Origin of the sequence: Pseudomonas sp. GD03903 (assembly GCF_029840045.1) — a bacterium.
GTDB lineage: Bacteria > Pseudomonadota > Gammaproteobacteria > Pseudomonadales > Pseudomonadaceae > Pseudomonas > Pseudomonas pseudonitroreducens.
The window spans coordinates 102,865-128,157 of record NZ_JAOCBT010000013.1 but is presented as its reverse complement, the minus strand read 5'-3'; the positions used below and the strand labels follow the sequence as shown (position 1 = coordinate 128,157).

At 63.3% G+C, this 25,293-nt stretch carries 28 protein-coding genes; 7 read left to right on the top strand and 21 right to left on the bottom strand.

All coding sequences use genetic code 11. The features are described from left to right. Positions 1–439: 439 nt before the first annotated feature. Positions 440–1,291, bottom strand: a complete 852-nt coding sequence (locus N5C91_RS20555) for a LysR family transcriptional regulator (RefSeq protein ID WP_279831632.1) — start codon at positions 1,289–1,291, stop codon at positions 440–442. A gap of 256 nt (positions 1,292–1,547) precedes the next feature. Here N5C91_RS20555 and wecB point away from each other — a divergent pair, with 256 nt between their 5' ends. The 5 genes from wecB to N5C91_RS20530 all read left to right on the top strand — a co-directional run bounded on the left by wecB (position 1,548) and on the right by N5C91_RS20530 (position 10,091). After that, positions 1,548–2,702 (top strand): UDP-N-acetylglucosamine 2-epimerase (non-hydrolyzing), encoded by a 1,155-nt coding sequence (gene wecB / locus N5C91_RS20550; RefSeq protein WP_236198511.1) that lies wholly within the window; start codon positions 1,548–1,550, stop codon positions 2,700–2,702. Further along, a complete protein-coding gene (gene nrfB / locus N5C91_RS20545) occupies positions 2,699–4,873 on the top strand; it encodes a cyclic di-3',5'-guanylate-activated glycosyltransferase NrfB (RefSeq protein ID WP_279831630.1) in 2,175 nt (724 codons plus the stop codon). Before wecB ends, nrfB begins: the two co-directional genes overlap by 4 nt. After that, a complete protein-coding gene (locus N5C91_RS20540) occupies positions 4,870–8,052 on the top strand; it encodes a phage receptor (RefSeq protein ID WP_279831628.1) in 3,183 nt (1,060 codons plus the stop codon). Before nrfB ends, N5C91_RS20540 begins: the two co-directional genes overlap by 4 nt. Next, on the top strand, positions 8,052–8,927 hold the full coding sequence (locus N5C91_RS20535) for a DUF4434 family protein (RefSeq protein WP_279831626.1): 876 nt from the start codon (positions 8,052–8,054) through the stop codon (positions 8,925–8,927). The genes N5C91_RS20540 and N5C91_RS20535 overlap by 1 nt, the downstream gene beginning before the upstream one ends. 96 nt (positions 8,928–9,023) lie before the next feature. Next, positions 9,024–10,091 (top strand): GGDEF domain-containing protein, encoded by a 1,068-nt coding sequence (locus N5C91_RS20530; protein ID WP_236171048.1) that lies wholly within the window; start codon positions 9,024–9,026, stop codon positions 10,089–10,091. Positions 10,092–10,413: 322 nt separating this feature from the next. Here N5C91_RS20530 and N5C91_RS20525 read toward each other — a convergent pair whose 3' ends face one another. The 9 genes from N5C91_RS20525 to N5C91_RS20485 all read right to left on the bottom strand — a co-directional run bounded on the left by N5C91_RS20525 (position 10,414) and on the right by N5C91_RS20485 (position 16,148). Continuing rightward, the gene (locus N5C91_RS20525; protein ID WP_279831677.1) at positions 10,414–10,653 is read right to left on the bottom strand and encodes a hypothetical protein; all 240 of its coding nucleotides are present in this window, start codon (positions 10,651–10,653) and stop codon (positions 10,414–10,416) included. Between the two features lie 80 nt (positions 10,654–10,733). Further along, positions 10,734–11,087, bottom strand: a complete 354-nt coding sequence (locus N5C91_RS20520; protein ID WP_279831624.1) for a hypothetical protein — start codon at positions 11,085–11,087, stop codon at positions 10,734–10,736. Between the two features lie 14 nt (positions 11,088–11,101). Then, positions 11,102–11,596 (bottom strand): glycoside hydrolase family 104 protein, encoded by a 495-nt coding sequence (locus N5C91_RS20515; protein WP_279831622.1) that lies wholly within the window; start codon positions 11,594–11,596, stop codon positions 11,102–11,104. An 84-nt stretch (positions 11,597–11,680) separates the two neighbouring features. After that, positions 11,681–12,076 (bottom strand): tail fiber assembly protein, encoded by a 396-nt coding sequence (locus N5C91_RS20510; RefSeq protein ID WP_279831621.1) that lies wholly within the window; start codon positions 12,074–12,076, stop codon positions 11,681–11,683. A 4-nt stretch (positions 12,077–12,080) separates the two neighbouring features. Next, positions 12,081–12,989, bottom strand: coding sequence for a hypothetical protein (locus N5C91_RS20505; protein ID WP_279831620.1), 909 nt, complete (start codon positions 12,987–12,989; stop codon positions 12,081–12,083). Positions 12,990–13,001: 12 nt separating this feature from the next. Continuing rightward, positions 13,002–13,664 (bottom strand): DUF2612 domain-containing protein, encoded by a 663-nt coding sequence (locus N5C91_RS20500; RefSeq protein WP_279831619.1) that lies wholly within the window; start codon positions 13,662–13,664, stop codon positions 13,002–13,004. Between the two features lie 3 nt (positions 13,665–13,667). Next, entirely contained in the window at positions 13,668–14,846 is a 1,179-nt protein-coding gene (locus N5C91_RS20495) for a baseplate J/gp47 family protein (RefSeq protein WP_279831618.1), read from the bottom strand. Further along, complete coding sequence (locus N5C91_RS20490) at positions 14,847–15,200, bottom strand: hypothetical protein (protein ID WP_279831617.1); 354 nt, start codon at positions 15,198–15,200, stop codon at positions 14,847–14,849. Between the two features lie 285 nt (positions 15,201–15,485). Then, complete coding sequence (locus tag N5C91_RS20485; protein ID WP_279831616.1) at positions 15,486–16,148, bottom strand: Gp138 family membrane-puncturing spike protein; 663 nt, start codon at positions 16,146–16,148, stop codon at positions 15,486–15,488. A gap of 28 nt (positions 16,149–16,176) precedes the next feature. On the opposite strand from N5C91_RS20485, the gene N5C91_RS20480 reads away from it, so the two are divergent. After that, the gene (locus N5C91_RS20480) at positions 16,177–16,545 is read left to right on the top strand and encodes a hypothetical protein (RefSeq protein ID WP_279831615.1); all 369 of its coding nucleotides are present in this window, start codon (positions 16,177–16,179) and stop codon (positions 16,543–16,545) included. Here N5C91_RS20480 and N5C91_RS20475 read toward each other — a convergent pair. Continuing rightward, the gene (locus tag N5C91_RS20475; RefSeq protein WP_279831614.1) at positions 16,542–17,516 is read right to left on the bottom strand and encodes a hypothetical protein; all 975 of its coding nucleotides are present in this window, start codon (positions 17,514–17,516) and stop codon (positions 16,542–16,544) included. The genes N5C91_RS20480 and N5C91_RS20475 overlap by 4 nt on opposite strands. A gap of 34 nt (positions 17,517–17,550) precedes the next feature. Between N5C91_RS20475 and N5C91_RS20470 the strand changes: the two genes are divergently transcribed. Beyond that, positions 17,551–17,979: a hypothetical protein gene (locus N5C91_RS20470; protein ID WP_279831613.1), complete on the top strand. Its 429-nt coding sequence runs from the start codon at positions 17,551–17,553 to the stop codon at positions 17,977–17,979. Positions 17,980–17,982: 3 nt separating this feature from the next. Here the strand turns inward: N5C91_RS20470 and N5C91_RS20465 are convergent, their stop codons facing one another. The 10 genes from N5C91_RS20465 to N5C91_RS20420 form a co-directional block, all read right to left on the bottom strand. Then, complete coding sequence (locus N5C91_RS20465) at positions 17,983–18,297, bottom strand: hypothetical protein (protein ID WP_279831611.1); 315 nt, start codon at positions 18,295–18,297, stop codon at positions 17,983–17,985. Positions 18,298–18,300: 3 nt separating this feature from the next. Then, positions 18,301–18,897 (bottom strand): phage baseplate protein, encoded by a 597-nt coding sequence (locus tag N5C91_RS20460; RefSeq protein ID WP_279831609.1) that lies wholly within the window; start codon positions 18,895–18,897, stop codon positions 18,301–18,303. 1 nt (position 18,898) lies between these two features. Next, entirely contained in the window at positions 18,899–20,818 is a 1,920-nt protein-coding gene (locus N5C91_RS20455) for a phage tail tip lysozyme (protein WP_279831607.1), read from the bottom strand. 182 nt (positions 20,819–21,000) lie between these two features. Next, positions 21,001–21,453: a phage tail assembly chaperone gene (locus tag N5C91_RS20450; protein WP_279831605.1), complete on the bottom strand. Its 453-nt coding sequence runs from the start codon at positions 21,451–21,453 to the stop codon at positions 21,001–21,003. Beyond that, entirely contained in the window at positions 21,453–21,893 is a 441-nt protein-coding gene (locus tag N5C91_RS20445; protein WP_279831604.1) for a phage protein, read from the bottom strand. Before N5C91_RS20445 ends, N5C91_RS20450 begins: the two co-directional genes overlap by 1 nt. A 14-nt stretch (positions 21,894–21,907) precedes the next feature. Continuing rightward, entirely contained in the window at positions 21,908–23,389 is a 1,482-nt protein-coding gene (locus tag N5C91_RS20440) for a DUF3383 domain-containing protein (RefSeq protein ID WP_279831603.1), read from the bottom strand. A 17-nt stretch (positions 23,390–23,406) separates the two neighbouring features. Continuing rightward, positions 23,407–23,958, bottom strand: a complete 552-nt coding sequence (locus tag N5C91_RS20435; RefSeq protein WP_279831601.1) for a hypothetical protein — start codon at positions 23,956–23,958, stop codon at positions 23,407–23,409. A gap of 3 nt (positions 23,959–23,961) precedes the next feature. Beyond that, positions 23,962–24,336, bottom strand: coding sequence for a hypothetical protein (locus N5C91_RS20430; RefSeq protein ID WP_279831600.1), 375 nt, complete (start codon positions 24,334–24,336; stop codon positions 23,962–23,964). A gap of 4 nt (positions 24,337–24,340) precedes the next feature. Beyond that, on the bottom strand, positions 24,341–24,910 hold the full coding sequence (locus N5C91_RS20425; RefSeq protein ID WP_279831599.1) for a hypothetical protein: 570 nt from the start codon (positions 24,908–24,910) through the stop codon (positions 24,341–24,343). Beyond that, positions 24,907–25,290 carry a DUF4054 domain-containing protein gene (locus N5C91_RS20420; protein ID WP_279831598.1) on the bottom strand — a complete coding sequence of 128 codons (384 nt, stop codon included), beginning with the start codon at positions 25,288–25,290 and terminating at the stop codon, positions 24,907–24,909. The genes N5C91_RS20425 and N5C91_RS20420 overlap by 4 nt, the downstream gene beginning before the upstream one ends. Between the last annotated feature and the right edge of the window lie 3 nt (positions 25,291–25,293).

The following is a 25,293-nucleotide window of genomic DNA, read 5'->3' as shown; positions in this document are numbered from 1 at the left end:
TTTTCGCCTAAGCGAAAAACCGGATGTCCGGGGCAAGACCTTTGCTTCCTTTGGGCGGGGCGGCCATCCGTCGTTTGCCAAAGGAGGTCGCCCGAGGGGGCGAAACACAAAGTAAACGCGTACGCCGAAGCAGCGCTGGAACACCCAAGCCAACGCAGCAATCCTGCAACACCAGAGCAAAAGAAAGCCTCGGCCCTACCGACGGATCGCGGGCATGGCCCGCTTGTGCCTGATCGGTCCGTGCACCGCTCAACCCTCTCCCTAACCCTCTCCCAGGGGGAGAGGGGGCCGTTCAGTGCAGGATGAATCTTCGGCGCCAGCCGGCTCGGGCTGCCCCTCTCCCTGAGGAGCGGGGCCCGCAGCCAGGGCTGGGGTGAGGGGGGGTGCATTGGTACGGACTCCCCAGGAAAAGACAGTTGCTCTTACAAGGGAATCGATTCTATGCCTGCGCCAACGCCAGAAACGCACTCGGCAAGCGCGCCTGCCGCCGGTCCTTCAGGCAATACAGGTACTCGTCGATCTGACTCGCGCCCTTGATCTCCAGCACGCACAACTGCGGGTTATCCGGCACTTCCTGGCGGGCGATGATGCTCACCCCCAGGTTGCGGATGACCGCCTCGCGGATCGACTCGCGGCTGCCGATCTCCAGCATCGAGGCCGGCACCACGCCCGCCTGCTGCAACATCGCTTCGGTCAACTGTCGTGTGGTGGAGCCCGCCTCGCGCATCAGCAGGCAATGCTGGCGCAGATCACCCAGGCTGACCGACTGCAGCGCCGCCAGCGGGTGGCTGCGATGTACCGCGAGCACCAGCGGATCGCTGCCCAGCACCACGCGGATCAGGCGCGCGTCGTCCACCTGCTGCGAAGACGCCGCCAGGTCGACCCGGCACTCGATGAGCGACTCGAGCACCTGCTGGGAGTTGCCGATTTCCACCGACACCTCGATCTGCGGGAAGCGTTCGCGAAACGTCTTGATCAGCCCGAGCACGTAATAAGGAGAGGTGGCGCCGATGCGCAACGCACCCTGCATCTGCCCGCAATTGCGCAGGTAGAACTCGATGTCGGCCTCCTGCTGCAGCAGCGCCTCGACCATCGGCAGCAGGCGCGTGCCCTCGTCGCTCAGGGTCAGGCGACGGCCGCCGCGATAGAACAGCTCCACCGCGTACTGGCTTTCCAGGTTGCGGATCTGGGTGGTCACGGTCGGCTGGCTGAGACCGAGTTTCTTTGCCGCCTGGGTGATGCTGCCCAGCTTGGCAACCCGGTAAAACGCTTTTAGCTCTGCACTGAGCATGGGCGTGACCCGCTCCTCGAAAAATTTGCCAATAATTTTCCTGCACGCTGTCAGAAACTAGGCGTCAGCCCAATGACGACGCGCCTTTGCGCTTGATCGCCAGACCACCTAAAAGGTCAATGTACCTGACCTGTATCACTGGCAACACCCATTGTCGCTGGACAGCCTGGACTTGAGCGACTTTCATTGCCCTTGGAAAAATCCCCACACGGAAAACCGAAGGCGGCCCCACAAGGGTGCGCCCAAGGAGCAATTGATGAAGTACAAAGTCACCATGGTTTTCGGTACCCGTCCGGAAGCCATCAAGATGGCCCCCCTCGCCCGCGTCCTCCGCCGTACCCCGGAAATCGAACTGCGCATCTGCTCCACCGGCCAGCATCGCGAGATGCTACAGCAAGTGCTGGACTCCTTCGAACTGGAGGTCGACGAGGACCTCGACGTCATGACCCAGGGCCAGACGCTGAACAGCCTGTCCCTGCAGATGATGGGCAAGCTGGACGACAGCTACGACCGCCATCGCCCGGACATCGTGCTGGTGCATGGCGATACCACCACCAGTTTCATCGCCGCCCTCACCGCCTTCCACCGGCAGATCCCGGTGGGCCACGTCGAGGCCGGGCTGCGCACCGGCAACATCCACCAGCCCTGGCCGGAAGAAGCCAACCGCCGTCTCACCGCGGTGATCGCCGACCTGCACTTCCCGCCGACCAAGGCCTCGCGCGACAACCTGCTGCGCGAAGGGGTGAACATCGACCAGATCGAAGTCACCGGCAACACGGTGATCGACGCCCTGCTGTGGATGCGCGAACACCTGCGCGAGACCAACTGGACACCCGCTGCCGATTCTCCCCTGGCCAGGTTCACCGGCGACCGCCGCGTGGTGCTGATCACCGGCCACCGCCGGGAGAACTTCGGCAAGGGTTTCGAACGCATCTGCCTGGCCCTGGCCGAGCTTGGCCAACGCTTCCCCGATGTCGACTTCGTCTACCCCGTGCACCTCAACCCGCAGGTGCAGAACGCCGTCTACGGCCTGCTCTCGGACAAGCCGAACATCCACCTGATCGCCCCGCAGGACTACCAGCACTTCGTCTGGCTGATGGACCGCGCCTATTTCATCCTCACCGACTCGGGCGGCATCCAGGAAGAAGCCCCGGCACTGGGCAAACCGCTGCTGGTGCTGCGCCGCGTCACCGAGCGCCCCGCTGTGCTGGAAGGCGGCACCGTGGTGCTGGTGGGCACCAACACCGGGCGCATCGTCAGCGAAGCCAGCCACCTGCTGCGCGACGAGGAAGTCTACGAACAGATGAGCCGGGTCTTCAGCCCCTACGGCGACGGCCACGCCAGCGAGAAGATCGTCGCCCGGCTGCTGTCCTGGTTCGGTGAATCACGCACGCCAAGCGAGTTCGAATGAGCCTCGAACTGGTCGATATCCTCACTTACGTTCTGTATGCCCTGAAGTACCTGGCGATCGTCCTGGCCGCGCTGATGTTCCTGCTCGGCCTGGATGATCTGTTCATCGACCTGGTGTACTGGGGGCGGGTGCTGGTGCGACGCTTCCGCATCTACAACCGCTTCGACCGGGCCGACGAAGAGCGCCTCTTCGCCGCGGCGGAGAAGCCGCTGGCGATCATGGTACCGGCCTGGAACGAGGTCGGCGTGGTCGGCGAGATGGCGCGCCTGGCCGCCTCGACGCTGGACTACGAGAACTACCAGATCTTCGTCGGCACCTACCCCAACGATCCGCAGACCCAGGCGGACGTGGACGCGGTGTGCCTGCACTACCCCAACGTGCACAAGGTGGTCTGCGCGCGCCCCGGTCCCACCAGCAAGGCCGACTGCCTGAACAACATCATCGACGCCATCCTGCGCTTCGAGGCCGACGCCAGGATCGAGTTCTCCGGCTTCATCCTGCACGACGCCGAAGACGTCATCTCGCCGCTGGAACTGCGCCTGTTCAACTACCTGCTGCCGGCCAAGGACCTGATCCAGATTCCGGTCTACCCCTACGCCCCGGAGTGGACCGGCTTCACCGCCGGCCACTACGTCGACGAGTTCGCCGAGAACCACGGCAAGGACGTGCCGGTGCGCGAGGCGCTGACCGGCCAGGTGCCCAGCGCCGGCGTCGGCACCTGCTTCAGCCGCCGCGCGATCGCCGCGCTGCTGGAAGACGGCGATGGCATCGCCTTCGATGTGCAGAGTCTCACCGAGGACTACGACATCGGCTTCCGCCTCAAGCAGAAGGGTATGAAGTGCATCTTCGCCCGCTACTCCATCACCGACCCGCAGCTGGCCCTGAAAAGCACCTGGATACCGGGCATGGACCGGCGCTTCTCCCAGGTCATCTGCGTACGCGAACACTTCCCGCGCACCTGGCAGCACGCCATCCGGCAGAAGTCCCGGTGGATCACCGGGATCGTCTTCCAGGGCACGCGCAACCTGGGCTGGAGCAGCAAGGGCATGCTCAACTACTTCCTCTGGCGCGACCGCCGGGGGCTGATCGCCTACCTGCTGAGCTTCCTGGTCAATCTGCTGTTCCTGGTGCTGATCACCATGTGGCTGATCACCACGCTGTCGCCCAACGCCTGGCGCTTCCCGTCGATCCTGGAAGGCAGCCAGTTGCTGGTGGTGCTGCTGTTCCTCAACGGCCTGATGCTGCTCAACCGGCTGTTCCAGCGCTTCTGGTTCGTCACCCGTTTCTACGGCATCTTCGAGGGCCTGCTGTCGGCGCCACGGATGATGTGGAGCAACTTCGTCAACTTCTTCGCCAACCTGCGCGCGCTCAAGCAGGTAATGGAAATGGGCGACTCGCGCCGCGTGGCCTGGGACAAGACCACCCACGAATTCCCCGCCCTCGCCGGCCCGCAGCGCACACCACTGGGGCAGCGCCTGAAGGAAAAGGGCCTGATCACCGAAGAACAGCTGCAGTCGGCACTGACCAGCCCGGTGCGCCGGCGCCTGGGCCGCGAACTGCTGCTGCGCGAGCTGATCACCAGCACACAACTGGTGGAAACCCTGGCCGAGGAACTGGGCGAGGAATGGGCACCGCTCAACCCCTTCACTCTCGATGCGAAGCTGATCGCAGCGCTGCCGCGCAAGCTGGCGCTGCGTTATGCCGTGCTGCCGGTGGCCGTGGATGGCGACACCCTGGTGCTGGCCAGCGAACAGCAGATCAGCCAGGTCTCGCTCGGTGCCATCAGCCGCCACCTCAAGCGCCCGGTGCGCGGACGCCTGGCCCCGCAGGGACGAGTCACCCTCGGCCTGCGCCACTGGTACGGCGGGCGCCACCAGAGCGAGGAAACCCGCGCCATCGTCGACGCGCTCCGTCAGCGCAATGGCGATGAAGCCCTGATGGAGCGCCTCTGTGGCCACGTGGTGATGTTCGGCACCCTGCTGCAGGTACGCGGGATGGTGCCGCCCAGCCTGTTCAACCAGGCCCTGATCGACTTCGACCCCGAGCAGGACTCGCTCGGCGAACACCTGATCAAGCGAGGCATCATCACCCAGCAGGTGCTCGAGGAAGCGCTCAAGGAACAGGCCAGCGAACAGCACGAGGCCTATCGCATCGCCCGGGAGGCCGTGTGAAACCGCAACAACCCCTGCTTTACGGCCTGATCCTGGCGAGCATCGCCGCACCGCTGGCGCAAGCCGCCGATGACCAGCTCACGGAGTTCCAGCGCTTCCGCAGCTTCCCCTACCTGGACAAGGGCTACAAGGAAGCGAAAAAGAACAACTGGGCGGAAGTCGAACGGCTGATGCGCCACTTGCTCGACCGCGTGCCGAACAACACCGAGGCACGCTCCCTGCTGATCCAGTCCCTGGCCAAGCAACAGCGCTTCGCCGATGCCGAGAAGGAAGCCCAGGCCCTTGCGGGTACCGATGCCGGCGCCGAAGCGCTGACCAATTTGCGCCTGGACCTGATCGAGAACGGCCCGCCGCCCGAAGCCCAGGTCAACCAGTGGCTGGCCCATGCCGATGCCAACGAGCGTGTGCGCCTGTGGCAGGCCTACAGCCTCAAGCTCGGCCAGACCCAGGGCGCGGCCAAGGCGCTGGAATGGCTCGGCACCGTGCCGCCGGGCAGTGACGGCCGTGTACTGCGCGAGGCGCGGGCGAACTGGGCCGAGCAGCTGCGCGACTGGGATACCACCATCGCCCAGCTGGCACCGCTGGCCGCCGCACACCAGCTCTCCACCGTGGACTGGAACCGGCTGGCCAACGCCTATGCCCAGCGCCTGGAAGAGAAGCCGCTGGAACAACTGCTGCAACAGGCACCGGACCCCGACTCGGCACGCAAGGCGCGGCTGGCAATCATCGATCGCGCGATTGCCGTCGAGCAGACAGAAGTGGCCAAGCGCTGGCTGCTGACCCTGCCCGCGCAGGATCGCAACGACCCGACGCGGCAGGCGCAATTGCTGGAGGTCGCACGCGACAGCAGCGACGCCGCGCTGGTGGAAAAGCTCAGCGACGCGCAGAACCGTCCCTGCCTGGAAACCACCGAGTGGCTGTCACGCCATGACCAGGCCGCAGCGCTGGCAAAGCTGCAGCAATGCAAGCCGGCTGACGATCCGAAGACCTGGCTGGTATTGGCGCAACGTCTGGAGGCTACCGAGCTGCTGGAAAACACCCGGCTGCCCGAACCCTGGGACACCGCCCGGCGCGACCAGTTGGTGGACTCCTGGCGCCGCCAGGGCCGTACCGACCTGGCGCTGGCCTGGCTCTCACGCCAGCCGCAGACACCCGATACCGTGCGCCAGCGCGCCGAGCTGCTGCAGGCCCGTGGCCGCACCGGCGAAGCGGCCGCGCTGTGGGAACAGCGCTACCGCCAGACCGGTGACCTCAAGGCGCTCGACCAGGCCAGCTATCTCGCCCTCAACGCCGGGCGCACCGAGCGCGCCAAGCAGTTGCTGGAAAGCGCCTACGACCGCCGCGGCGGCAACCTGCCGCCAACGCTGCTGCAGCGTCTCGCCGGCATCCACGCACGCAGCGATACGCCGCTGGACGTTGCCCGTATCGAAGCCCTGCTGCCCAAGGCCGACCCCGTCTCGCGCGGCTACCTGCTCGGGCGCCTGGCCGAAGCCGGGCGCTGCGACGCACTGCAACGCTACCTGAGCCCGGATTCCAATACCCCCGGCGAACTGCGCGCCCTCGGCCGCTGTGCCATGCCCGCGCGCCCCGGCGAAGCAGTGGTCTACTACCAGGCCGCGATCGCCCATGGCGACAAGCAAAGCCAGCTGCCACTGGCCTACGCACTGGAAGCTGCCGGCGATCCGGCAGGTGCGCTGCGCATCTTCCAGGCGCTGCCGGCCAGCGAACTCAACGACAACGCGCGCCTGACCGCCAGCCGCGCCGCCCTGGTCACCGGAGATAACGCCGCTGCCGAACACTTCTGGCAGCAGTCGAAGAAAAACAGCGCCGACGACTGGGCGCTGGGCGCGAACATCGCCGATGCTCGCGGGGATTACCCCGAAGCGCTTTCCCGGCACCGCGAGGCCCTGCAGCACGAACCCAACGGCCAGCATTTCTATAATGCCGCGGGCAGCGCACAGAAAGCCGGCGACAAGCAACAGAGCAAGCTCTGGCTGGCGGAGGCAGTACGTCGAGAACCGAATAACCCGCGTTTCCGCGCCGACTACGGCATGCGCCTGGCCGGCACCGATACGCCGGAAGAGCGGCGCAGCGCGATCCCCTACCTGGAACGCGCCACCCACGACTACCCCGAGGACTTCCGCCTGGGCGAAACCCTCGCCTGGCGCTACGACGAGGCCGAGGACAGCTTCGCCGCCCGCCGCGAGCTGCGCCGGGTGATCGACCTGGAACAGGAGCCCGTCGCCGCCGACGACGACTACGGCAGCCTCGAAGCCCGCCGCTACCGCCAGCGCCGCGCGCACCAGACGCTGTCCCAGCGCGACAACCTGACCATCGCCAGCACCTGGTCGCCCGCCGGCGTCACCACGGTGCCGATCCTCAATGGCGACACCCAGACCGGCAACCGCCGCCGCGCACAATCGCAGAACCTGCAGACCTTCATCTGGGACCACGCCCTGGGCGAGGAACCGACCCGCAACGGCAGCACCCTCTCGGTGTATGGCCGGGCAATCGCCGGAAACGAGGGACGCAAGAAGTACACCCAGACCCTCGCCGCCGGTTTCGGCCTGCGCTACAAGCCTTTCGGCGACTACAACCTCAACCTCTACAGCGAGCTGTACAAGCAGAACACGGTGAAGGACGACGGCGATGCCGACTACGCCTTCGACGGCATCCGCTTGCACGAGATCGGCACACCCGAGAAGTTCGAGCGCTACATCCGCCAGCGCGACAAGTACGGCCAGACCTCCACCGACTTCCTGCTGCGCGCCACCGCCTCATTCCTCGACCAGGGCGAGTACCGCAACGACTGGCGCGTGGACGAGAGCGACTGGGACGAACGTTTTCTCTACACCGACTTCGCCTGGTGGACTCACGCTGGCGATCACCAGTGGGTCTCGCGCTACCAGCAAGGGCACACCTGGAAGCTGCCGGTGGACTCGCCGCAAACCATCATGCCGTACGGTTTTGCCGAGTTCTCCGCGCAGGACCCGAGCAACGACTGGCGCCAGGACCTGCGCAGCGGCGTCGGCCTGCGCTGGCAGTACTGGTATGGCGAGGACCGCTACAACGCCTACCGCGCCCACGTCACCGTGCGCACCGAGTACCAGTTGGGCATGGCGGGCAATCTCTATGAAAAGGCCAACGGCTGGCTGGTGGGACTCGAGGTGAACTTCTGATGCGCCGGCTGCTGATCACCCTCGCCCTGCTCTTCTCCACGCTTGCGGCACAGGCCGACGACCGCCTGTTCTATCAGCCACTGAATGTCGACGCCTCCCTCAGCGACGCGCAGTGGCAGCAGATCTGGCGCGCCAGCGCGGCCCAGGGCGCGAAGACCCTGATCGTGCAATGGACCGCCTATGGCGACTCCGACTTCGGCGGCGCCAGCGGCTGGCTCGCACGCTCGCTGAAAAGCGCCCACGACAACGGGCTGCAACTGGTATTGGGCCTGTACATGGACCCGGCCTACTACCAGCGCCAGAGCGAACTGGACGCTCCCGGCCTGGAGGCCTACTGGCAACATCAGCTGGGGCGCTCCCTGGCGCAGCAGCGGCAGCTGGACCAGCAGTGGAAGCTGCCGGTCGCCGCCTGGTACCTGCCAATGGAGCTGGACGACTGGCACTTCCAGGCAGTCGAACGCCGCCAAGTACTGCAACGCCAGCTCAAGGACTTCGCCGGCCAGTTGAAGGCCCCGCTGCAATTGAGCGCGTTCTCCGGTGGCAAGCTGGCGCCGCAGGTGTATGGCGAATGGCTGGGACAGATCGCCGGGCTGGGCGTGCAGGTCTGGTGGCAGGACGGCGCCGGCACCGGCGCGCTGCGCGAGCGCGTGCGCCAGGCTTACGCTGCCGCCCTGCCCTGCCCGGTCGGCATCGTCCGCGAAGCTTTCCGCCAGACCAGTGCCGCCGGCCAGACCTTCCGCGCGGAACCTGCCGCACCGTCCAGCGCCTCCACTGGCTGTCACGCCAGTGCCGTCTTCGAAGTGCGCTATCGGCCCTGGGGAACCCCCCTGCTGGACAACCAGCGGGCCCGAGCCGGCACTGCCCTGCACCCCTGAGACCCGCCCCTGCGCGCGACCTGCCGGAGACCGCGCGGGGGCAACCGAGTTCGTCTATGCTCGCGCGAGCGATCCCGCACCCGTACAGGACCGTTCATGTTCAAGACCATCGAATCGGAAGTCGTGAAACAGCACGTTTCACCCGAACTGCGCGCCGAGTTCCTGCAACATGATTTCGAGCGATTGAAAGGCTTCAGCCTGCTGGTATTCGGCGTCAGCATCGGCATCTGGCTTCTCTTCGACCTGATCGTCAGCTTCCAGACCGGCCAGGGTTTCAGCTACATCTCGCTGCTGTTCCTCGCCGCCTTCGTCATCCTTTTCGCCCTCACCGCCGTGGCCCGCCGCGCGCTGCACTTCTACCTGATCAACTTCGCCTTCGTGGTGACCTTCGCCTGGGGAGCGCGCCTGCTGATCGAAGGCATACCCAGCGACGTCCGCCAGGCCTGGCTGGTGATCTGCGCATCCACCGTGCTCTACAGCGCGACGGTACTACCGTTGAACCGCCCGGCCTTCTACGCGGTACTGGCCATCACCTGGGTGCTGCTCAACCCGTTCCTCGGAAACGTGCCCGAGTTCAATGTGCGGCACAGCATGCTGATCTGTTATCCGATCTTCATCAGCGCGCTCACGGTGTACATCTTCCACCACCTCAGCCAGGCCAAGCTGCACAACTACGCCATGGCCCGCCTGCTGCTGGACCAGGCCTACATCGATACCCTGACCGGCATTCCCAATCGGCGCTCATTCATGGCACGGGTGGGCAAGCGCCTGGAGGAAGACGGCGAACAGCGCTACCTGGCAATGATCGACATCGACCATTTCAAGCGAGTCAACGACACCTACGGGCATGACATCGGCGATGAAGTGCTGACTCGCGTCGCACTGGCGATCAAGCAGCAAATGGGCGACTTCGAGTTCGCCCGGCTCGGCGGCGAGGAGTTCGGCCTCTATCTCTGGGGCCTGAGCACCGACCAGGCGCAGGCGCGAGTCGAACAGCTGCGCCAGGCCACTGCCGACCTGCCTGGCCACCCCAGCGTGACCATCAGCCTGGGTCTCGCCCATCTGAGCCTGGAGGGCAGTCTCAGCGAAGCACTGATCAAGGCCGACAAGGCGCTCTACAGCTCCAAGCACAATGGCCGCAACCGAACGACCTATTCGCCCTGAGAAACGAAAAAGGCCCGCATAGGCGGGCCTTTTCATGCTGGTGTCCCGGAGAGGGACACGTAGAAGCCGATGTATACTGGCTTAGGCTTAATTCCAACGGCGCGCCATACAAATACCCATACATGGCGTGACGTGCTATCGCTTTTTCTTCTCGTATCTCCCCATGTTCCACTCATCGGTAAATCGCATAAGCCCCCACTAAGCGCAATTCACTCCGCTACAGTCAATTCGTAGCCGACGGATCGGCTCATCCATTGATATCCCTATAGCTGTGCAGAAGTCTTGAAGCCCCGCGCTGCAACGCGGGGCTTCTCGTTTTTGGCTACTTACACGCCTGCAGCGCTGCCAACAACTGCACCTCGTAACCCTTCCGCTGTTCCATCTCGGCCAGCAAGGCGCGCACCTTGGTCTGTAGGCTGTCGCTCTTCTGGAGCGAGGCTGTGGCCCAAGCCGGCACATCCACTGCCGGCGCTCGACACGGAACCGTCACCGGCACCTCCACGCGCACCGTGCGCGGCTCAGGCTCGACCTGGCCGGCGCATCCCGCCAGCGCGACCACCATCACTAGCAGTCCGCTCCTACAGCTGAAACCATGTGCGCCGGGGAATTTCGCCGAAATGGTGCCGCTCTCGCTCCTACGGCTCATAGCCTCAACTCCTTATCGATGACCGCCTCTGCTACCGCGGCCGGGTCACCCTCGGCGCGCTCCTGCTGCAGTCGCTGGGCGGCAGCGTAGTGCTGTCCGGCCTGCTGCTGGGCAGTGGCGACCGCCTGGGCCGCCTTCGCCTGCCGCTGCTCGGCCTGGTTGGCCAACTCGCCGAGCTTGGCGCCCTGCTCCTTGGTCAACTCCTCCAGATTGCCCCGAGCGGCCACGCACTGACCCTTCGCGTCATTGGCTGCGTCGAGCTGTGGCCGATAGTGCCCGGCCGCCAGCCACACACCGAGACCCGCACCGATGACGACCAGCAGAAGAGAGGCAAGCGCCAGAAGGGACAACTTCCATCCCGCGCTCACGCCACCACCCCGCCCGCTGCGCGGTACTGCTGCACCAGGTCCTCGAGCTTGTGTTCACGCTGTCCATAGCCCGCACCGGGCAGGCTCGCCCAGATATTCGCGCACTTCGTGATGGCATCGCGCACCCGGCCCGCTTGGATGTCGCCCAGCGCACCACGCTCGCGGATTTGCTGGATCGCAACCCGGTCCTGGCTCTCAGGGCTGAAGTCTTTCAGCTGCAGCAGGTCGCGGTATGGCTTCCACCAGCGGAACAGCAGCTGGTAGCGGCCGGCAGCGGTCGATTTAAGACCCTGCTTGTTCACCGTCACCAGAATGTTAGGGTGGCCTGCGTAGTTGCCGAAGGTGTTAGGGGAGTCAATTCCTCCCACGACTACGTCATACCCATCGTCCTTGGTGTACCTACTGATTCGCGTTCCTTCCGACCAGGCCAGCATGTCGAGGAAGGCACACACATTCTTTCCGCCCGCTGTGGAAGTACTGATTCGCGGCATGGTCAGACTCCAGAAACGACAACGCCAGCTCTCTGGCTGGCGTTGGGGTAAATGCGCAGGAACTGCGCATCGGCGAGGGGCATGTCACACCGCTTGTGGCGTGGTCGGCCAGGTCGGAGCAGCAACCGTCAGGTCTACGCGGTTCAAGGCGACCCGGTAACGCTTCCATGCTACGAGTGTGGCTTCCTCCTCAGGAGTGGCTTCCCCGATGTCCACCGCATCTTGCAAAGGATCCATCACTTTGGCGGCCTCAGCAAGCAGGAACGCCAACATTTCCGGAGCCGGGGCAACTGCGGGAGGCGGGATTTCAATGGGAGGTGGCTCTTGAAATTCTTCTTCAGCGTAGCCCCACCCGATTTGGGCTTCCTCGGATTCAACAACGATGCAACCCTCAGGCTGCTCCCATTCCGCAATCCCATCCCATTCGATGACGTTTACTACAGTTCCGGTTGGCTCATCGATAACAGCATATCGTCCCATTTCATCACCACTCAAAGATTACGCAGCCACTGCCGCCAGCACCACCAGCCGCGCCCACAGACGCGGCGGTCCCAAACGAACCGCCAGCACCACCTCCGCCAGCACCAGTGTTGGCGGCAGCGTTGGTACCGCCACCGGTGGCCCCGCCATTGGTTCCCGGCGCCGGGAACCCTCCCTGGCCAAAGATACTGCTACCGCCAGCACCGCCACGGCCACCGCCGCCACCTCCCGAACTGACAGTGCCGGCAGGCTCACCACGTGGGAACCCGGCGCCCCCGAGCACTGCGTTGGGGATCGCTGGAGCCACGGCAGTGTTGGATAGGACCCCGCCAGAGCCCCCAGTGAGGGTCACCAAAGAACCGATGATCGTGTTACCGCCAGCGCCACCGTTGGCGCCCCCAGCGGGAGCCGCGCTACCACCTACCCCAATCGTAATTGCGATGACCTGCCCTGGAGTAACGGCGTACGATTGGCGAACGATAGATTGCCCGGCCCCGCCGCCACTGGCACCCGTCTGGATGGTGCCCGCCGACACCGACAGGGAACTGCCGCTGCCGCCACCGCCAGCCACCGCCGTTACTCGGACTTGGGTGACGCCCGGCGGTACCGTAAAACTACCGGAAGAGTTGAACACCTGGGCGCCGGAGAGAGTTTTAACGGCGGCTTTGATATTGGCAATCAGAGTGGCAGTAGAGCCATCATCCAGCATGTCCAGGCCGGTTTGGTCCGCAGCGAACTGCGCCAGCGCCGCTGTCATCAGTGAAGACTGTCGCCAGACCTTGTTCAGCTCAGCGGACTTTGCCAATCCTGAGCTGAAGCCCGCAGTACGAGCAGCCAATTCGGCATAGGCGGTCTGCGTCAGGACGTTAGAACCCGTCCCGCCGCCGAACGGCAGGAAGTCGTTAGTTGCCATGTAGTGCTCCCGTCAGGAATAGACAGTTCCCCAGCTTCCTTGGTCGAAGCCAGAGATGTACTCGTTGGATACGTCGAAGCCGAATAGCGGGCCGTCGGTACTGGTGACGATGTAGTAGTCGACTCGTACTCCCTCCGGTTTAATCGGGATGTACCCGCCGGTGAGCAGTGCGAGTGATATCGCAGAAGGCATCGCGCCTGACACGCCGATCGTCATCGACATGTCTTGGTTGTCCTGGATAAAAACGTGGGTGTCACCGTTGAATACCAGGTCGAGGATTTCTTTCGAGGCGCCCAGAGTGCCGTCCCAGTGATTGGCGCCGATCTTCGCCTTGATCAGAACTCGATAGGTGTCGTCGTCGAGCTCAACAATCCCGCTATCAGGATCGAATGGCCCTTTCCAGACACCCTGGTCAAAACCAACGCCCGTCATGTCGAGGGAGAAGTAAACACCTACCAGCGGCGTATGCACGCGCCTGCTGATTCCTACCCACAACCCAACGATATCGAGTTGAGTTCCAATTGCCTGATTGAGGTCGAAGTCGCCAGGCAGTCCCTGTGACGCATTCAATGCGTCGACGACAGGCCCTATGACAGCCTCAACCATCGCCATGTACTTCGACCGCTTGGAGTGCTCCGTAGTAATCAGCGCAAGGTAATCCGAGAGATCGGCCATGGATCAGGTCACCGTGAGCGTTACGGACGCCGGGGTGCACAAGGCGGCCTGGTTGAATGCGAGGGGCACGTCTGGAGTTCCGGCACCGCCGGGTCCGGTCAAGGTGAGCGCAGTGATCTTGAAGGTCGTGTTGTTCGGAACGCTGTTCGCGGCAGTGATGGCATCTGCCCATTCCACCGATCCGCTCAGGTCACCGCCAATGGCGACGCCGTTGATGTAGTCCGAGATTGCCTGTTTGACTGCCGCGCCCGTAACTGAGCTGTAGCCAGCAAGTGCTTTCAGGGAAACCGAGACGGTCAATGCCTGATAGGTAGGTCGGTAGAACCGCATCGTCAGCGGGCGCCCATAGATGTCGGTGACGGTCTGCGAGGTGGTCCCGTAGGTACCAGTGCCCGGGGTCTTCTTATCCGCAATCGCCTGCGCTATTGCGGCAGCATCGCCTCCCTCCACCACCAGAGAAATCGAATGAGCCGGGATGCCGTTGGCATCGGTCGAATTGGTGTCGTTCTCATAGGTGGCGAGACGGGTGACGCCCGCGATATTTGCCACAGCGCCAGTCGTTCCCTCAAGCACGGTCCGCGAAGGAAGCGCCACCGACACCTGTTGGCGCTGACGAAGGGCAGAATCCGTTTCCACCGGCGCGCCTGGGTCAGCAGCCGATGGATTGGTGACCGACTGCCAGCCGCGAGTAGGTGTCGCGATCACATTGACCTGGCCAACACCGGCAGTGATCTCGCCCATCTCGGTGCAGGTAGCAGTGACTGTGGTCTCGCCCGGGGGCGGAATTGTCACGGAAGTCGGGAGGGCCCAGGTCTTGCCGTTTACGTCCCGCGCAATGCCCTGAGTAATGACCGTGCCAGCCTGGCCAACGACTTTCAGGTCCACCTGAGAATTCGTGGCGACCGCACGCGCGATCCCGTTGATCTTCACGTTGCTGGACAGGCCGTTGCCCTGCCCAGTCAGCGGAGAGAACGAGTTATAGGCGGCGATGGTCGCCGCGTTCGCATCACTGATGGCCAACGCGAGCACGCCCAGGAATTGGCCATCCTGGCTGTCGTTGCCTAGATAGACGTCCGCCCCATAGATCGAGCGGAACTGCTGTTGCAGGTAGTCCAGCACCTCGGCATAGCTGGGCGCCGAGATGCCGCTGGCATCGATGATCGGTGCGGTCGAAGAGGCCATTCAGAGCGTCTCGCTGATAGTGGTCTGGCCGTAGGCCGTGGTGATGGTGCAGGTAATCGTCAGTTTCCGGCTGTTGGGCTCGAACTCACTGTCGTAGCTGTCGATCTGCACCACGCCCTGGGTGCCCAGGATGCGGTTCCGGATGGCCATGTCGTAGGTGGCCCTGGTGTGCTCGCCGAGCACCTCGGTCTGCCAGGGCGTGCCATCAGCGGTGTCCACGAACCATTCACCCTTGAACAGCTGCAGTCGAGTCAGCACCGCCTGGCCAACTGCCTCCGGCGAGTTCACGAGGAAGTCGGCCCGGCTGCCGCCAAAGGTGTAGTCGCCGTTGGCGTCGAGTTTCCGGTATCGCATCGTCACCACCAGCGCACGGCCGTGACCAACGGGGCGGAAGCCCACATCACGCCGATCAAGAGAACCGTCCATGCCATGCGACGAAGGCACGGCGTTTGAGCGATGAGCTGTAGCACTTTGCGCACCTCTACATTGAGGTTAAAATTCATCCAATTTCTTCTCCCAGGTCTGATGGGGGTGGAAATAAAAACCCCCGGACGTTGGCGCGTACCGGGGGTTTTGCTTTTTGGCTGTGAGTGAGGGGTTTTGCGTCCGAGTAGTAGGCCAGTCCAGATAGCGAGCCAGTTACGGAATCGGTGTGCTACTGGTTCCTGTGCCCGACGTAACTCCGGACGTGCGGTGGGTCTGCAAGCTGATCGTTCCAGCCTTCACGTCGCCAGTGGTATCGACTCGGCCGTTCACCTTCACGTCCCCGTTGATGGTCACGAGAGGCGCGGTGAGCGCCATCGGGCCAGATGTGGTTGCGTTCACTGCATGCGTGTTCGGATTGATCTCGACGAAGGCAACACCGTCATCGCTGCGAAGCTGGGCCGCGCTGGTGCTGACCGCGCCAATCACCCGCGGCTGCGACCGGAAGCCCAGCAGCGCGAATCCGTCCGACAGGTCATGCATACGCAGCTCCGCCTGGGCCTGGATGCCGCCCGACTGCCACCAGGAATCGATGCAGCGCGAGGCGAACACCACAAGGCACTCGTCGTTGGGCTTCACCGGGAAGGTCAGCGTGCACCCGCCGCCGGCAGGGAACTGCACTGGGCAGTCCAATAGCAGGGGTAGGTCAACAGGCGACAGGGCCCCGGCCTCGTCCCGCACCAGGGCCTGAATAGCCGGCTGGACCGTGCAGGTTATGGCCACCGCGTCGAAGCTCTGGATAATCCCTGGCAGTGCGGTCCACAATTTGGACTGCAAGCCGCCCAGGGCAATGGACACCCACTCGATCGGATCGAGCATCCGCTCGCGTCTATCCAAGGAGACCACCATGAAGAAGATGTTGTTGATCGGCGCGATGCTGCTTTCGGGTACAGCGGCAGCAGAGACCGTGTTGTTCGAACCTGCCGACGGCCGTCGGTATGTGGGGGATGAGTTCAACGCGCGGGAAGCGAAACAGGTCCTTTATCAAGACCGACCTTGCCAACTGCCCATCGTCAACGCAAAGGACATGCATGAATACGCGTCACCAATCACCCACCCTTCCAAAGCCTGCTGGGGGCGCTTGCTCGGTGGCGATGTGGTGGTTGTCTTCGACGATGGCTACACGCTGAAAATGCCGGAGTCGGCATTCGTCACTGCCACTGTCGACAAGACGGGCCAGGCGCGCGTTACCAAGTCGGTATACAAGCGCCCTTAGCCGTATGGTTTCACGGGGCCAACTGGCCCCACACTTCCTGGGGTTTCAGGCCTATCTATCAAGCCAGGCGGGACCGTCGCATCAACCGCAAGGCATATGACATCGGTATACCACTCGTTTCCACGACTATCCCCGCTGTGGTTCACCACGATCGAACGGTAGAAGCCATCCGCCGCGATAAACGAACTCGTCTTTGCCCACAAATTCGGCTTGGCATCGTTGATCGAAAGCCCATATCGCATCTGCTGGATGCTGGCGTTGTTGATCTGCAGACGGCGGCCCACCTTCACGCCGGGATTCAGCAACATCTTCACCGTGATGCCGTTCTGCGTCTGCTCCGGCAGGCCCACCATTCCCGTCGCGGAGTTGACCACTACGGCCTCTCCGGGCAGGTAGGCGGTGTTCGGGATCAGCGTCAGCTTGCCGTCCTGGAAGCTCCAGCTCAGGTCCTGCGTCTTGCCCAGGGTGTCCAGGTAGTCGCGGGCCATACCGAACATGACTTTTCCCCGCGGCAGCTTGTTCGCTGACAGCGCACCGCCCTCTCCCATCGTGATCCCACGCGACTCCATCGACTTCAGAGCCGCCTTCAGGTGGTCACCTGGTGTCGAGCCGGCTGCCAGCGAGGTGTTCATCACCGCAAAGTTGTAGGCGCTGTCGCCGTCCGCAGCGGTAATGTCGATGTAGGTATCGGTCTGGCTTTCCCGGCCGCGCCGCACCTGCTTAATGGTACCGCCGAAGATCACTCCGAAGTTCCCGGCGTAACCGGCCTGCAGCACGATCCGCTCGAACTCCTTCTGGGCGCGCTGGGCGGTCTGGTCGCTGACGTTGTAGACCCTGATGTCAGCCGAGTTCGGCGTTTTCAGGTCGCCGCGACGCACCGAGAACCGAATGCGCAGGTCGGACAAATCCAGAGCGGTCTGGTCATTGCCGATCTTCAGGCTGATCTGCCGCAGGTATTGGGGTACGCTCATCGTCTTCGACTCAGAATATCAAAGGGAATATTGAATGGGCCGCAGATCATCTAAAGGCGATGGCGCACTAGTGATAGCCGCTGTTGTTTTAATTGCTCCGGTATTTGCATACAAAAAGATCACCGAGGCAGGAGCATGGCCAATAGTGATCGGAATTGGAGCTGTGATTCTTGTTGGATATGTCGCCATCAAGGAACTTTCGCGTCTATCACGACAGTCCGAACTCATGCGCAAATATGGCGATATTCAAGTCGTCAAGAAAATAATGAGCCGTGTAATTTGGGATGGCATGAGCGCTGAACAGCTAATCGATGCTCTTGGGAAGCCCGCCGCCAAAGATCACAAATATCTCAAGACTAAGACGCGAGAGGTTTGGAAGTACTATCACCAAGGCTCGAACAGGTTCGGGCTTCGGGTCACCCTTGATGAAGGGGTGGTTAAGGGATGGGATTCCAAGCGCTAGATCCTAATCTGGAACACTCCAATAGAGATGCGAGCCAATGCCCAGGTTTTCGAAACTGGGCACCGCATCAGGGTCCGCGGTCGTCTGCACCCACAGCGCCGCCGTGAACCCCAAGTGCGCGTAGGCAGCCAGCAGGTTGCATCCCGTCACCAGTGGAATTCCGTTGATGATGGGCGTGCCGCCGGCATCAGCCATGTCCAGAACCCAGCCAGCTTCCTCGGCGTTCCGCCACTGCACACGTAGCTGATACTCGACACCGCTGAGGGTGATGCTGAAGCGCTGCCCTTCTGGGCTCAGGGGAATCTCGAAGTTAGCCATTGGTCACCCTGTTCCGTTCGGAGGCAGCCAGCCGCCAGGCGCTGGGAAGGCTTGGGCCGTTTGCTTGGACCCCATGTTCGACACTTCGCCGGTACCTTGCGGGTTCGCCTGAGCATCGCGCGGCGGCAGCGTTGTCGCCTGGGTCTGCACGATGATCACCTGCCGGCAGACCACCGTGCACATCAGGGCGTATTCGGTTGTTGGGTCCGTCGTCAGCGCCAGGCTGCGCATCAGCATGTTCTGATAGGTCCGCTTCCCGGTCGACACATCGAACGGGATTCGCGACTCCTGCAGCGCCAGCAACTGGTTGTATACGCCTGAGACGTAGTCTGATCCGAAGGCGGAACCACCGAAGATGGACGAAACCGCCTGGCGCAACCCCGAGAAGAGATTGCCCAGGCTGGAGTTACTCCATCCGCAGCGAATCACTACCTCGGAGGGCTGCTTGAAGGCGTGGTCGTTGATGTTGGCGCCGAGCTCCACTGGGTGCTCGGTGATCTGCAGGTTGTCGGTCCCGAGCTCCTCCAGGGTGACCATCGCGGTGATGGGCCCGATGGAGCGCTTCGGGTCGATCGAGATCAGGCCTGCGAAGTTGGGCATTTCAGTTCACCGCTGAGGTCATGTTACGGACGAGCTCCTCGTTCACGCGGCCCTGAGCGCCGGCCACTGCCTGCCCCGTGGATGCTGGGTCAGCGCTTCCGCTCACATTCACGTCCGTCTTCTGGTGGATCACCACCTGATTTCCTTGAGCAGGCCGAGCCATTGCCGCCTGAGCCGCGAGGCGATCCGGAGATCGAGAGTCGAACTGGGATGCGGCGTTGGCCCGGATCAGAGCCTGAGCAGCATCATCAGCCTGGGCCGCCAGCCTGGCGCGCTCGAAATCAGCCTGTTCAGCAGAGTCCATCTGCACCACAACAGGCTGCTGCGCCTTCGCTTGCTCAGCCAGTAACGCCCGGTCAAGGTCAGCTCTATCGGCGATCTGCTGAGTAGCCGCCAGGATTTTCTCGGCACTGACGGAGCGCTTTGCAGCCTCCCCGTCCTTATCTGCCGGACGTTCATAATGACGGGAAACGACACTCCCAGCCTGGCCTGCTGACTTCGCCAGCCGGAGCAGGTCGCCAGCACGCTTCTCGTTGCCCTGCGTCAGCTCGTGGTGAACAAAGCGCAGTTGCTCCTCGAGCGTCGACTGCCGAATGTCCTTACCAGCCCATCGGCGGAATGCGTCTTGGCGATCCGGGTGCCATTGCGCAACGCCATAAGCCTGTCCGCCATCGCCGACAGCAGTAGCGTCGAAGCTGGACTCGGCCGACAGGTTCGCCGAGATCCCGGCTGCCTGCTCCTTGGTCCACCCCAGACCTTCGAAGAAGTTGGTGACGCGGGCCGCCATGCCGGTGCCCCCACGCAAATCACCGGCAGCATCATCTTCGGCGCGCTTCCGTGCGCGCACCTCTTCGTCCTCCCCATCGTTGAGCGACGAGGAGTAGAGCAAAGCGCCAGCGCCCACCGCCGCGGTTCCCAGCAGCGAGGTCAGCGCAGGGGCCGCAGCTGCAGCGGCGGCAGAGCCGATACCAGTGCCGAGTCTGAAGAACGCCGCCGCCAGATTCAGAATGCCCGTGACGACGGACGTCAGGCCAAGAGCTTTCATCAGGCCGAGCAGGACGATGATCTTGGTGCTCCACCCATCCGTTGCTTCGTCCAGTTTGACGAAGAACTCATAGATGCTCTGGAGATAAGGCCCTGAGTCCTGGGCAAGCTGCAGCAGCTTTTCGATGACATCGACGATGCGCGAGGCGATCATCGGGCTGTTCTTCTCGAACCAGGTGGCGAACTTCTCCAGCTCAGGGCCGAGCCGGTGCATCAGTTGCGCCTGCACCTGGATCGACATGTTCTCGAACTGCAGGCCGACGTCCCGCAGTTGCTCCATGAACGCATGAGCGTCCTTGGTTGCCTGGTCAAGTCCGCTACCGGCGAGGGTCTTCCTGTTCTGCTCGACCTTCCGAGCGAAGTCACCGTTGATGATCGCCCGGAGCGTGTTTTCGTCGATGCCAAGGACCGAGGCGTACTGGCGCGCCTGGTACCACGGCATGCTCCGCAGCTGCTGGCCGAGACCGGACAGCAGATCCGTCGTGTCTTTGATGTTCCCGTTGATGTCGCGGGTTTCGACACCCAGGCTCTGTAGGAAGCCCTCGCCACCTGGGTTATCTCGCAGGAAGCGAGCGAGACCTTCCAGCGATCCACGCAGCTCATTGGCCGTTGCCCCGAGGTCGCGTGCTGCATACTCGGCGGCCTTGATGCTATTCGCCGAGGAGCCGATGCGCTGCGACGCGAAATACAGGTCCTCAAGGTTCGAGGCGAAGGCCGATACACCCGCTGCTACAGTCAGAGACGCCCCAGCCAGGGTGGTCACAAGCCGAGTGACCGCAGTGGTGGCGCCGTCGATCGATTTGGTGAATGTCTTCAGCCCCTTCTCGTCGACCTTGAACCCGAGACCGACCAGGAATTCCTTGATCACGTCGGACATCTACTGGTTCTCCATCGCCTTGCGCATGCGCGCATTGTTCTGTGCGCGCATGAGGAGGTAGTCGTTCATAAGGGCGATGTCGTGCAGCCCCAGGGTTCCGTCAAGCAAGGACTCGTACCTGCACATCCCCTCTCCCACCGGGGACAGCAGCCAGTCCTCGCCATCAGGCAGCCTGGATAGCTCTATCGCTGGCCCGTCTGGAGCATCGATGTCGAGAGGAGCCCGGAGATAAAAGGGCCGAGGGACTCCCGGATCACCTGGAACCCGATCTGGATCATCGCTCCTGCGTCGATGTCATCGAACATGCAGACCTTCTGCCCGCCGTTCCACACCGTCATCCAGGCCGTACCCTGCTGACGCTGTACCACCGACATGCAGGTGCCGAGGATGTACTCGGCGTGCTCATCGGACATGCTGGCGATGCCCTCGGCGAAGGGCTCAAGCAGACCGGAGAGCGAGGACATATCATCGCCGCTCAGCGGTTTTCCGGACGCCTTCGTGGTCTCGGCAAGCTGCAGGAAGACTGGAATCAAGGTCGGGATGATCGGCGCAAGCTTGCGGGACAGGTGGAACTGTCGCATGGCGTCGATCTTGGCACTGCGGTAGCTCTGGCCGTTTACGCTGAACTCAGCCATCAGTAGGTCCCCAGGATGCCGTCGATCTTGGTCGAGTCGAAGGTCCACTCGACGATGTCGCCATCCTTCCGGTAGTTCAGGTCCGGGCGCTTCTTGAAGGCGCAGTAGCGCGCAACAGTGGTGTCGCCGTTGGCCGAGTTGGTGACGGTGATGACGTTGTTGCCCCATGCCGAAGAGCTTAGCGACTGGGCGTCATAGAGGGCCATCAGTTGGGCGTTCTTCGGCGAAGTCTTGAGCAGGCGAACGGTTACCTGGCCGGACTTGTCAGCGTGCAGGGAGTGCATGCCTTCCCCGTCGGCGCCGATCAGCATGGTGTTCTTGTCGGCTGCCGCAACGATGGAGATGCCCTCTTCCGCGTTCGCGGAGCCGGCGCCCAGGTCGATCACGGCCCCGGCACCAACCAGGGTCGCGTTGACATCGATAAAGCTGTAGGTGCTCATTCAGTGCGCTCCGATCAGCGGTTGACGTTGACGATGACGTCGACGAAGTGGACGGCGCCGGCCAGCTTGACCGCCACCTGGATGACAGGGGCCTTCCGCGCCTCACGATCGGCCTGCGACTGGGTCGCCACCGGCGGTGCGTAGACGTAGTAGCCGGTGCTCAGGAACTGGCCGGTCTTCAGTGCACCGAACTCAGGGCCGTTCCATTGGCCAGGCGCCACCAGACCGTTCGCTACAGCCTGGTCCAAGCGCTGGCAGATGGTGGTGACGATGCGGTTAACGCCCTGGTCGGTCTGTGGAATCTTGGTGGTGCTGGTGTACAGCAGGTTGTATACGGCGGTCTGCAGGTCGTTCTGCAGCCAGTCCAGGCCGTGCACTTCGTCGAAGAAGTAACCGTTCGCCATCACGCCTTCCTGGATGATGGCGGTGTCGTTGCTGTAGTTGACGAAGACGTTGCAGTTCTTTGCCTTCAGCGCGGCGGCCTGAGTCTCGTTTAGGCCCTCGGCGGTGACGCCCGGCTCTTGCTTGAACTTCAGGGTGATGGTCGTGTTGTTGCCCTGGAAATTCACGGTGAACGCCCGGCCGAAGATCGAGGCCGCGGCATACGGGCTGCTACTGGAGAACTGGTCGAAAGTGCGTTTGTAGTTCGCGGCCTTCAGCTTCGCCACGATGTCTGTGGTGCTGGTTCCGTCCAGCGCCAGCGGGTTCTGGGTGGTGTAGCCGAAGATGCGCGACTGCCCGGATCCCTCGATGAAGGCAGCCACCGCCAGCACGTCGCTCTCGCTCAGGGTCGAGTCAGCGACCAGCAGGCCGTACCAGGCATTCGACATGCCGGCGATATCAGTAACAGCATCCACCAGCGACTCGGCGGCGACGCCGTTCACCGGGGCCGAAGCTACGCCAGTCACCAGGCCGAGCAGCGCCGAGATATCGGTACCCGAGGTCGGTGCTTCGGCGTAGGTGATGGTCGAGGTGGCACCGGTGGTGTTGCTGGTGATCTCGAAGCGGTCGAAGGTCGCATTCCAGACGCAGACGCCAGAGGCGCCCAGCTTCGCGGTCACGGCCGAGGCAACGCCGTTCAGATTGGTGACGGCCGAAAGGTCCACGGCGCTGAGGGTCTTCAGGGTGCCGTCGATGGTGATCTTCATGCCGCCGGTGGTCACCGCTGTGAAGTTCGCCAGGTCCTGCTGGGCCTCGGACAGCGCTCCGCCCTTTAACAGGGCGGAGGTCGCAGCCTTCGCCCAGCGACCGACGAACAGCGTTTCAGGCTGCGGCGACTGGCTGTAGTAAAGGTTCGCGGCCAGGTACTCGGGCGCGGCAGTGCCGAAATCGGCCACTACGCCATCCAGGCTGGTGTACTGGCGGATGCGCTCGTTAACGTCGACCACCGGCGATGAGCCGAGGATCAGCAGCGCACCGAAGTCTCGGGTGGCTGCCGCCTTGGGAGACATGACGACCTGGACGCTCACCACGTCCGAAACGGCGAGAGTTTGCATTGAGTTCTCCGATGGAGTCAGCCGGTGATGACGGGGGTATCAGCGGACAGGATGTTGAGCACCGGGTAGGTGCGTTCGATCTTCCGGCGAAGCCGGATGCGCAGGTCGTAGCGGCGGACCCACTGTTGGTTGATCAGGTCTGGCGCGGCGATCAGCTCGCCTGCCTCGACGAAGGCCATGTTCAGCGCTCGTAGCGCCTCGCCGTTCTGCGGAACGTACATGCCGTCGCTCAGCAGCTGGCCATAGGCCTGGGCGTTGGGCCCGTAGAAGGTGGCCAGCAGGATCACGTCCTGGTGGCGCTGGTACTGGTCGGCGCCGTCTCCGGTGCCGTCGTGCTCGATCGCCGGGTTGGCGTCCTGCTTGGTGTGCATCACGCCGATCGCACACCAGTTGGTGTTCGGCTCGGGCTGCTTGGGGTTTCCCGGCTGCCAGCGCGGGCGGACCATCTTGCCCGGTAGGCCAGTGATCCCGACCACCATCGGCTGCAGGATGTCCTCCAGCGCCTCGTCTGCGGGCGTAGGAATGCCCGCCGGCGTCAGGTACCCGCCGGATGCTGAGGTGTTCGCCATGGGTTATCCCGCCAGGGGTAGGAGGTCGCAGGAGGCGGCTACGAAGCCGCGACCGAAGTGGCTGTAGTCGTTGACGTTGGCCACGGTGTAGTCGCGGCCCTGCCAGGTGACGACGTCGGCGATGATCTCCTCGCCGCTGCCGGCCGTGAGCCGGAACATCGTGTGGATAGTGATGGAGCCTTTCTTGCGCTCGCCGCCAGCGATCCGTTCGAGGATGTCGCCCTTGTCGCTGGTGACCACTCCAGCAAAAGGCGTGGAGGTCACGGCATTGGTCGCCCGGCCGTTGTCACCAACGGTCTGGGCTGAGCGCTTGCAGACCAACCCCATGTCCATGAAATCCGGATCGAGGAGGATTTCAGTGACGTCGAGCTGGGCCACAGGGCTATTCCTTCTTGCGGATGACGTAGGTGAGCGAGTTGCGAAGCTGGCCGGTATTGATCAGCGGCCGGATGCCCGCCTCGTCCTGGGCCTGCTCCGGCGTGGCACCGTTCGCGATCAGTTCCAGGTATTTCTTCTCGGCCGCCCGCATTGACTTGGTGCTGCGGTTCTTCCGCCGGTTACGGACGGTTGCAGGTGACAAGGGCTCGAAGTCGCCCGTGGTGATCTTGTGGCGCGCGCCAGAAGATGCGACCAGGCCGGCGGCGTTCAGCTCCGTCTGCACCTTGGTGTTGTCGCCGTTCAAGGCAGCGGTCACTGCCTTCTGCAGGTGGCTGGTATAGCTCTCCTGGGTGTCTTCGACGCCAGGGATCAGGAAGGGTCGCGCCGGAATGTTCTGTGCCGGCGAGCCGTTCTCGTGCACGTAGCCCAGCTGGGCGTTGTTCATTGGCTGAGGGTCTTCATCGCTGCGCTCGGCCTTGCTGGCCGGTATGCCGACGAGGACCTCCTGCCCGACAAGGCGCTGGATCGAGGCCAGCACCTGCCCGACGGTGTCCTTCGTGACCTTGAGCGTCACAGCTGGATGCCCCCTGTACCCACCATCCGGGCCAGCTGCAGGAACTGGATGCCGTATGTGGTCAGGTTGAAGAATCCACCATCTTCCAGGGTCGCCGCGCCGCTGTCGTAGCCGGCGCTGACCTTGTCGACTGCCTTGCTGGTGAGCGGGCCCTTCACTTGCCCAGGCACACCACCAACCGCGGCCGTTGCCTGGTTACCGGCTGCCAGCGCCAGGTTGTGCGCCGCGAACAGCTCCATGCCGATGTCCAGGTAGTCGCACCAGCGGTCAGCTGGGAGCGTCATGCTGGCCAAGTCCAGCCAGAGATTCACCGCCGAATCCGGGTATTTCACGGGGTCGGTGAACTCGGGGAAGTCCTGGCGGAACTTGGTGGCGTCCATGGA

Bases quoted from the DNA above. Each gene is read 5' to 3' on its own strand.
- N5C91_RS20465 (WP_279831611.1), bottom strand. From the start codon at position 18,297: ATGGCTAACTTCGAGATTCCCCTGAGCCCAGAAGGGCAGCGCTTCAGC.
- N5C91_RS20455 (WP_279831607.1), bottom strand. From the start codon at position 20,818: ATGTCCGACGTGATCAAGGAATTCCTGGTCGGTCTCGGGTTCAAGGTC.
- N5C91_RS20450 (WP_279831605.1), bottom strand. From the start codon at position 21,453: ATGGCTGAGTTCAGCGTAAACGGCCAGAGCTACCGCAGTGCCAAGATC.
- N5C91_RS20485 (WP_279831616.1), bottom strand. From the start codon at position 16,148: ATGCTCGATCCGATCGAGTGGGTGTCCATTGCCCTGGGCGGCTTGCAG.
- nrfB (WP_279831630.1), top strand. From the start codon at position 2,699: ATGAGCCTCGAACTGGTCGATATCCTCACTTACGTTCTGTATGCCCTG.
- N5C91_RS20505 (WP_279831620.1), bottom strand. From the start codon at position 12,989: ATGGCAACTAACGACTTCCTGCCGTTCGGCGGCGGGACGGGTTCTAAC.
- N5C91_RS20525 (WP_279831677.1), bottom strand. From the start codon at position 10,653: ATGGTGGTCGCGCTGGCGGGATGCGCCGGCCAGGTCGAGCCTGAGCCG.
- N5C91_RS20510 (WP_279831621.1), bottom strand. From the start codon at position 12,076: ATGGGACGATATGCTGTTATCGATGAGCCAACCGGAACTGTAGTAAAC.
- N5C91_RS20420 (WP_279831598.1), bottom strand. From the start codon at position 25,290: ATGGACGCCACCAAGTTCCGCCAGGACTTCCCCGAGTTCACCGACCCC.
- N5C91_RS20530 (WP_236171048.1), top strand. From the start codon at position 9,024: ATGTTCAAGACCATCGAATCGGAAGTCGTGAAACAGCACGTTTCACCC.
- N5C91_RS20460 (WP_279831609.1), bottom strand. From the start codon at position 18,897: ATGCCCAACTTCGCAGGCCTGATCTCGATCGACCCGAAGCGCTCCATC.
- N5C91_RS20480 (WP_279831615.1), top strand. From the start codon at position 16,177: ATGAAGAAGATGTTGTTGATCGGCGCGATGCTGCTTTCGGGTACAGCG.
- N5C91_RS20475 (WP_279831614.1), bottom strand. From the start codon at position 17,516: ATGAGCGTACCCCAATACCTGCGGCAGATCAGCCTGAAGATCGGCAAT.
- N5C91_RS20495 (WP_279831618.1), bottom strand. From the start codon at position 14,846: ATGGCCTCTTCGACCGCACCGATCATCGATGCCAGCGGCATCTCGGCG.
- N5C91_RS20490 (WP_279831617.1), bottom strand. From the start codon at position 15,200: ATGCGATACCGGAAACTCGACGCCAACGGCGACTACACCTTTGGCGGC.
- N5C91_RS20440 (WP_279831603.1), bottom strand. From the start codon at position 23,389: ATGCAAACTCTCGCCGTTTCGGACGTGGTGAGCGTCCAGGTCGTCATG.
- N5C91_RS20555 (WP_279831632.1), bottom strand. From the start codon at position 1,291: ATGCTCAGTGCAGAGCTAAAAGCGTTTTACCGGGTTGCCAAGCTGGGC.
- N5C91_RS20515 (WP_279831622.1), bottom strand. From the start codon at position 11,596: ATGCCGCGAATCAGTACTTCCACAGCGGGCGGAAAGAATGTGTGTGCC.
- N5C91_RS20535 (WP_279831626.1), top strand. From the start codon at position 8,052: ATGCGCCGGCTGCTGATCACCCTCGCCCTGCTCTTCTCCACGCTTGCG.
- N5C91_RS20500 (WP_279831619.1), bottom strand. From the start codon at position 13,664: ATGGCCGATCTCTCGGATTACCTTGCGCTGATTACTACGGAGCACTCC.
- N5C91_RS20470 (WP_279831613.1), top strand. From the start codon at position 17,551: ATGGGCCGCAGATCATCTAAAGGCGATGGCGCACTAGTGATAGCCGCT.
- N5C91_RS20445 (WP_279831604.1), bottom strand. From the start codon at position 21,893: ATGAGCACCTACAGCTTTATCGATGTCAACGCGACCCTGGTTGGTGCC.
- wecB (WP_236198511.1), top strand. From the start codon at position 1,548: ATGAAGTACAAAGTCACCATGGTTTTCGGTACCCGTCCGGAAGCCATC.
- N5C91_RS20435 (WP_279831601.1), bottom strand. From the start codon at position 23,958: ATGGCGAACACCTCAGCATCCGGCGGGTACCTGACGCCGGCGGGCATT.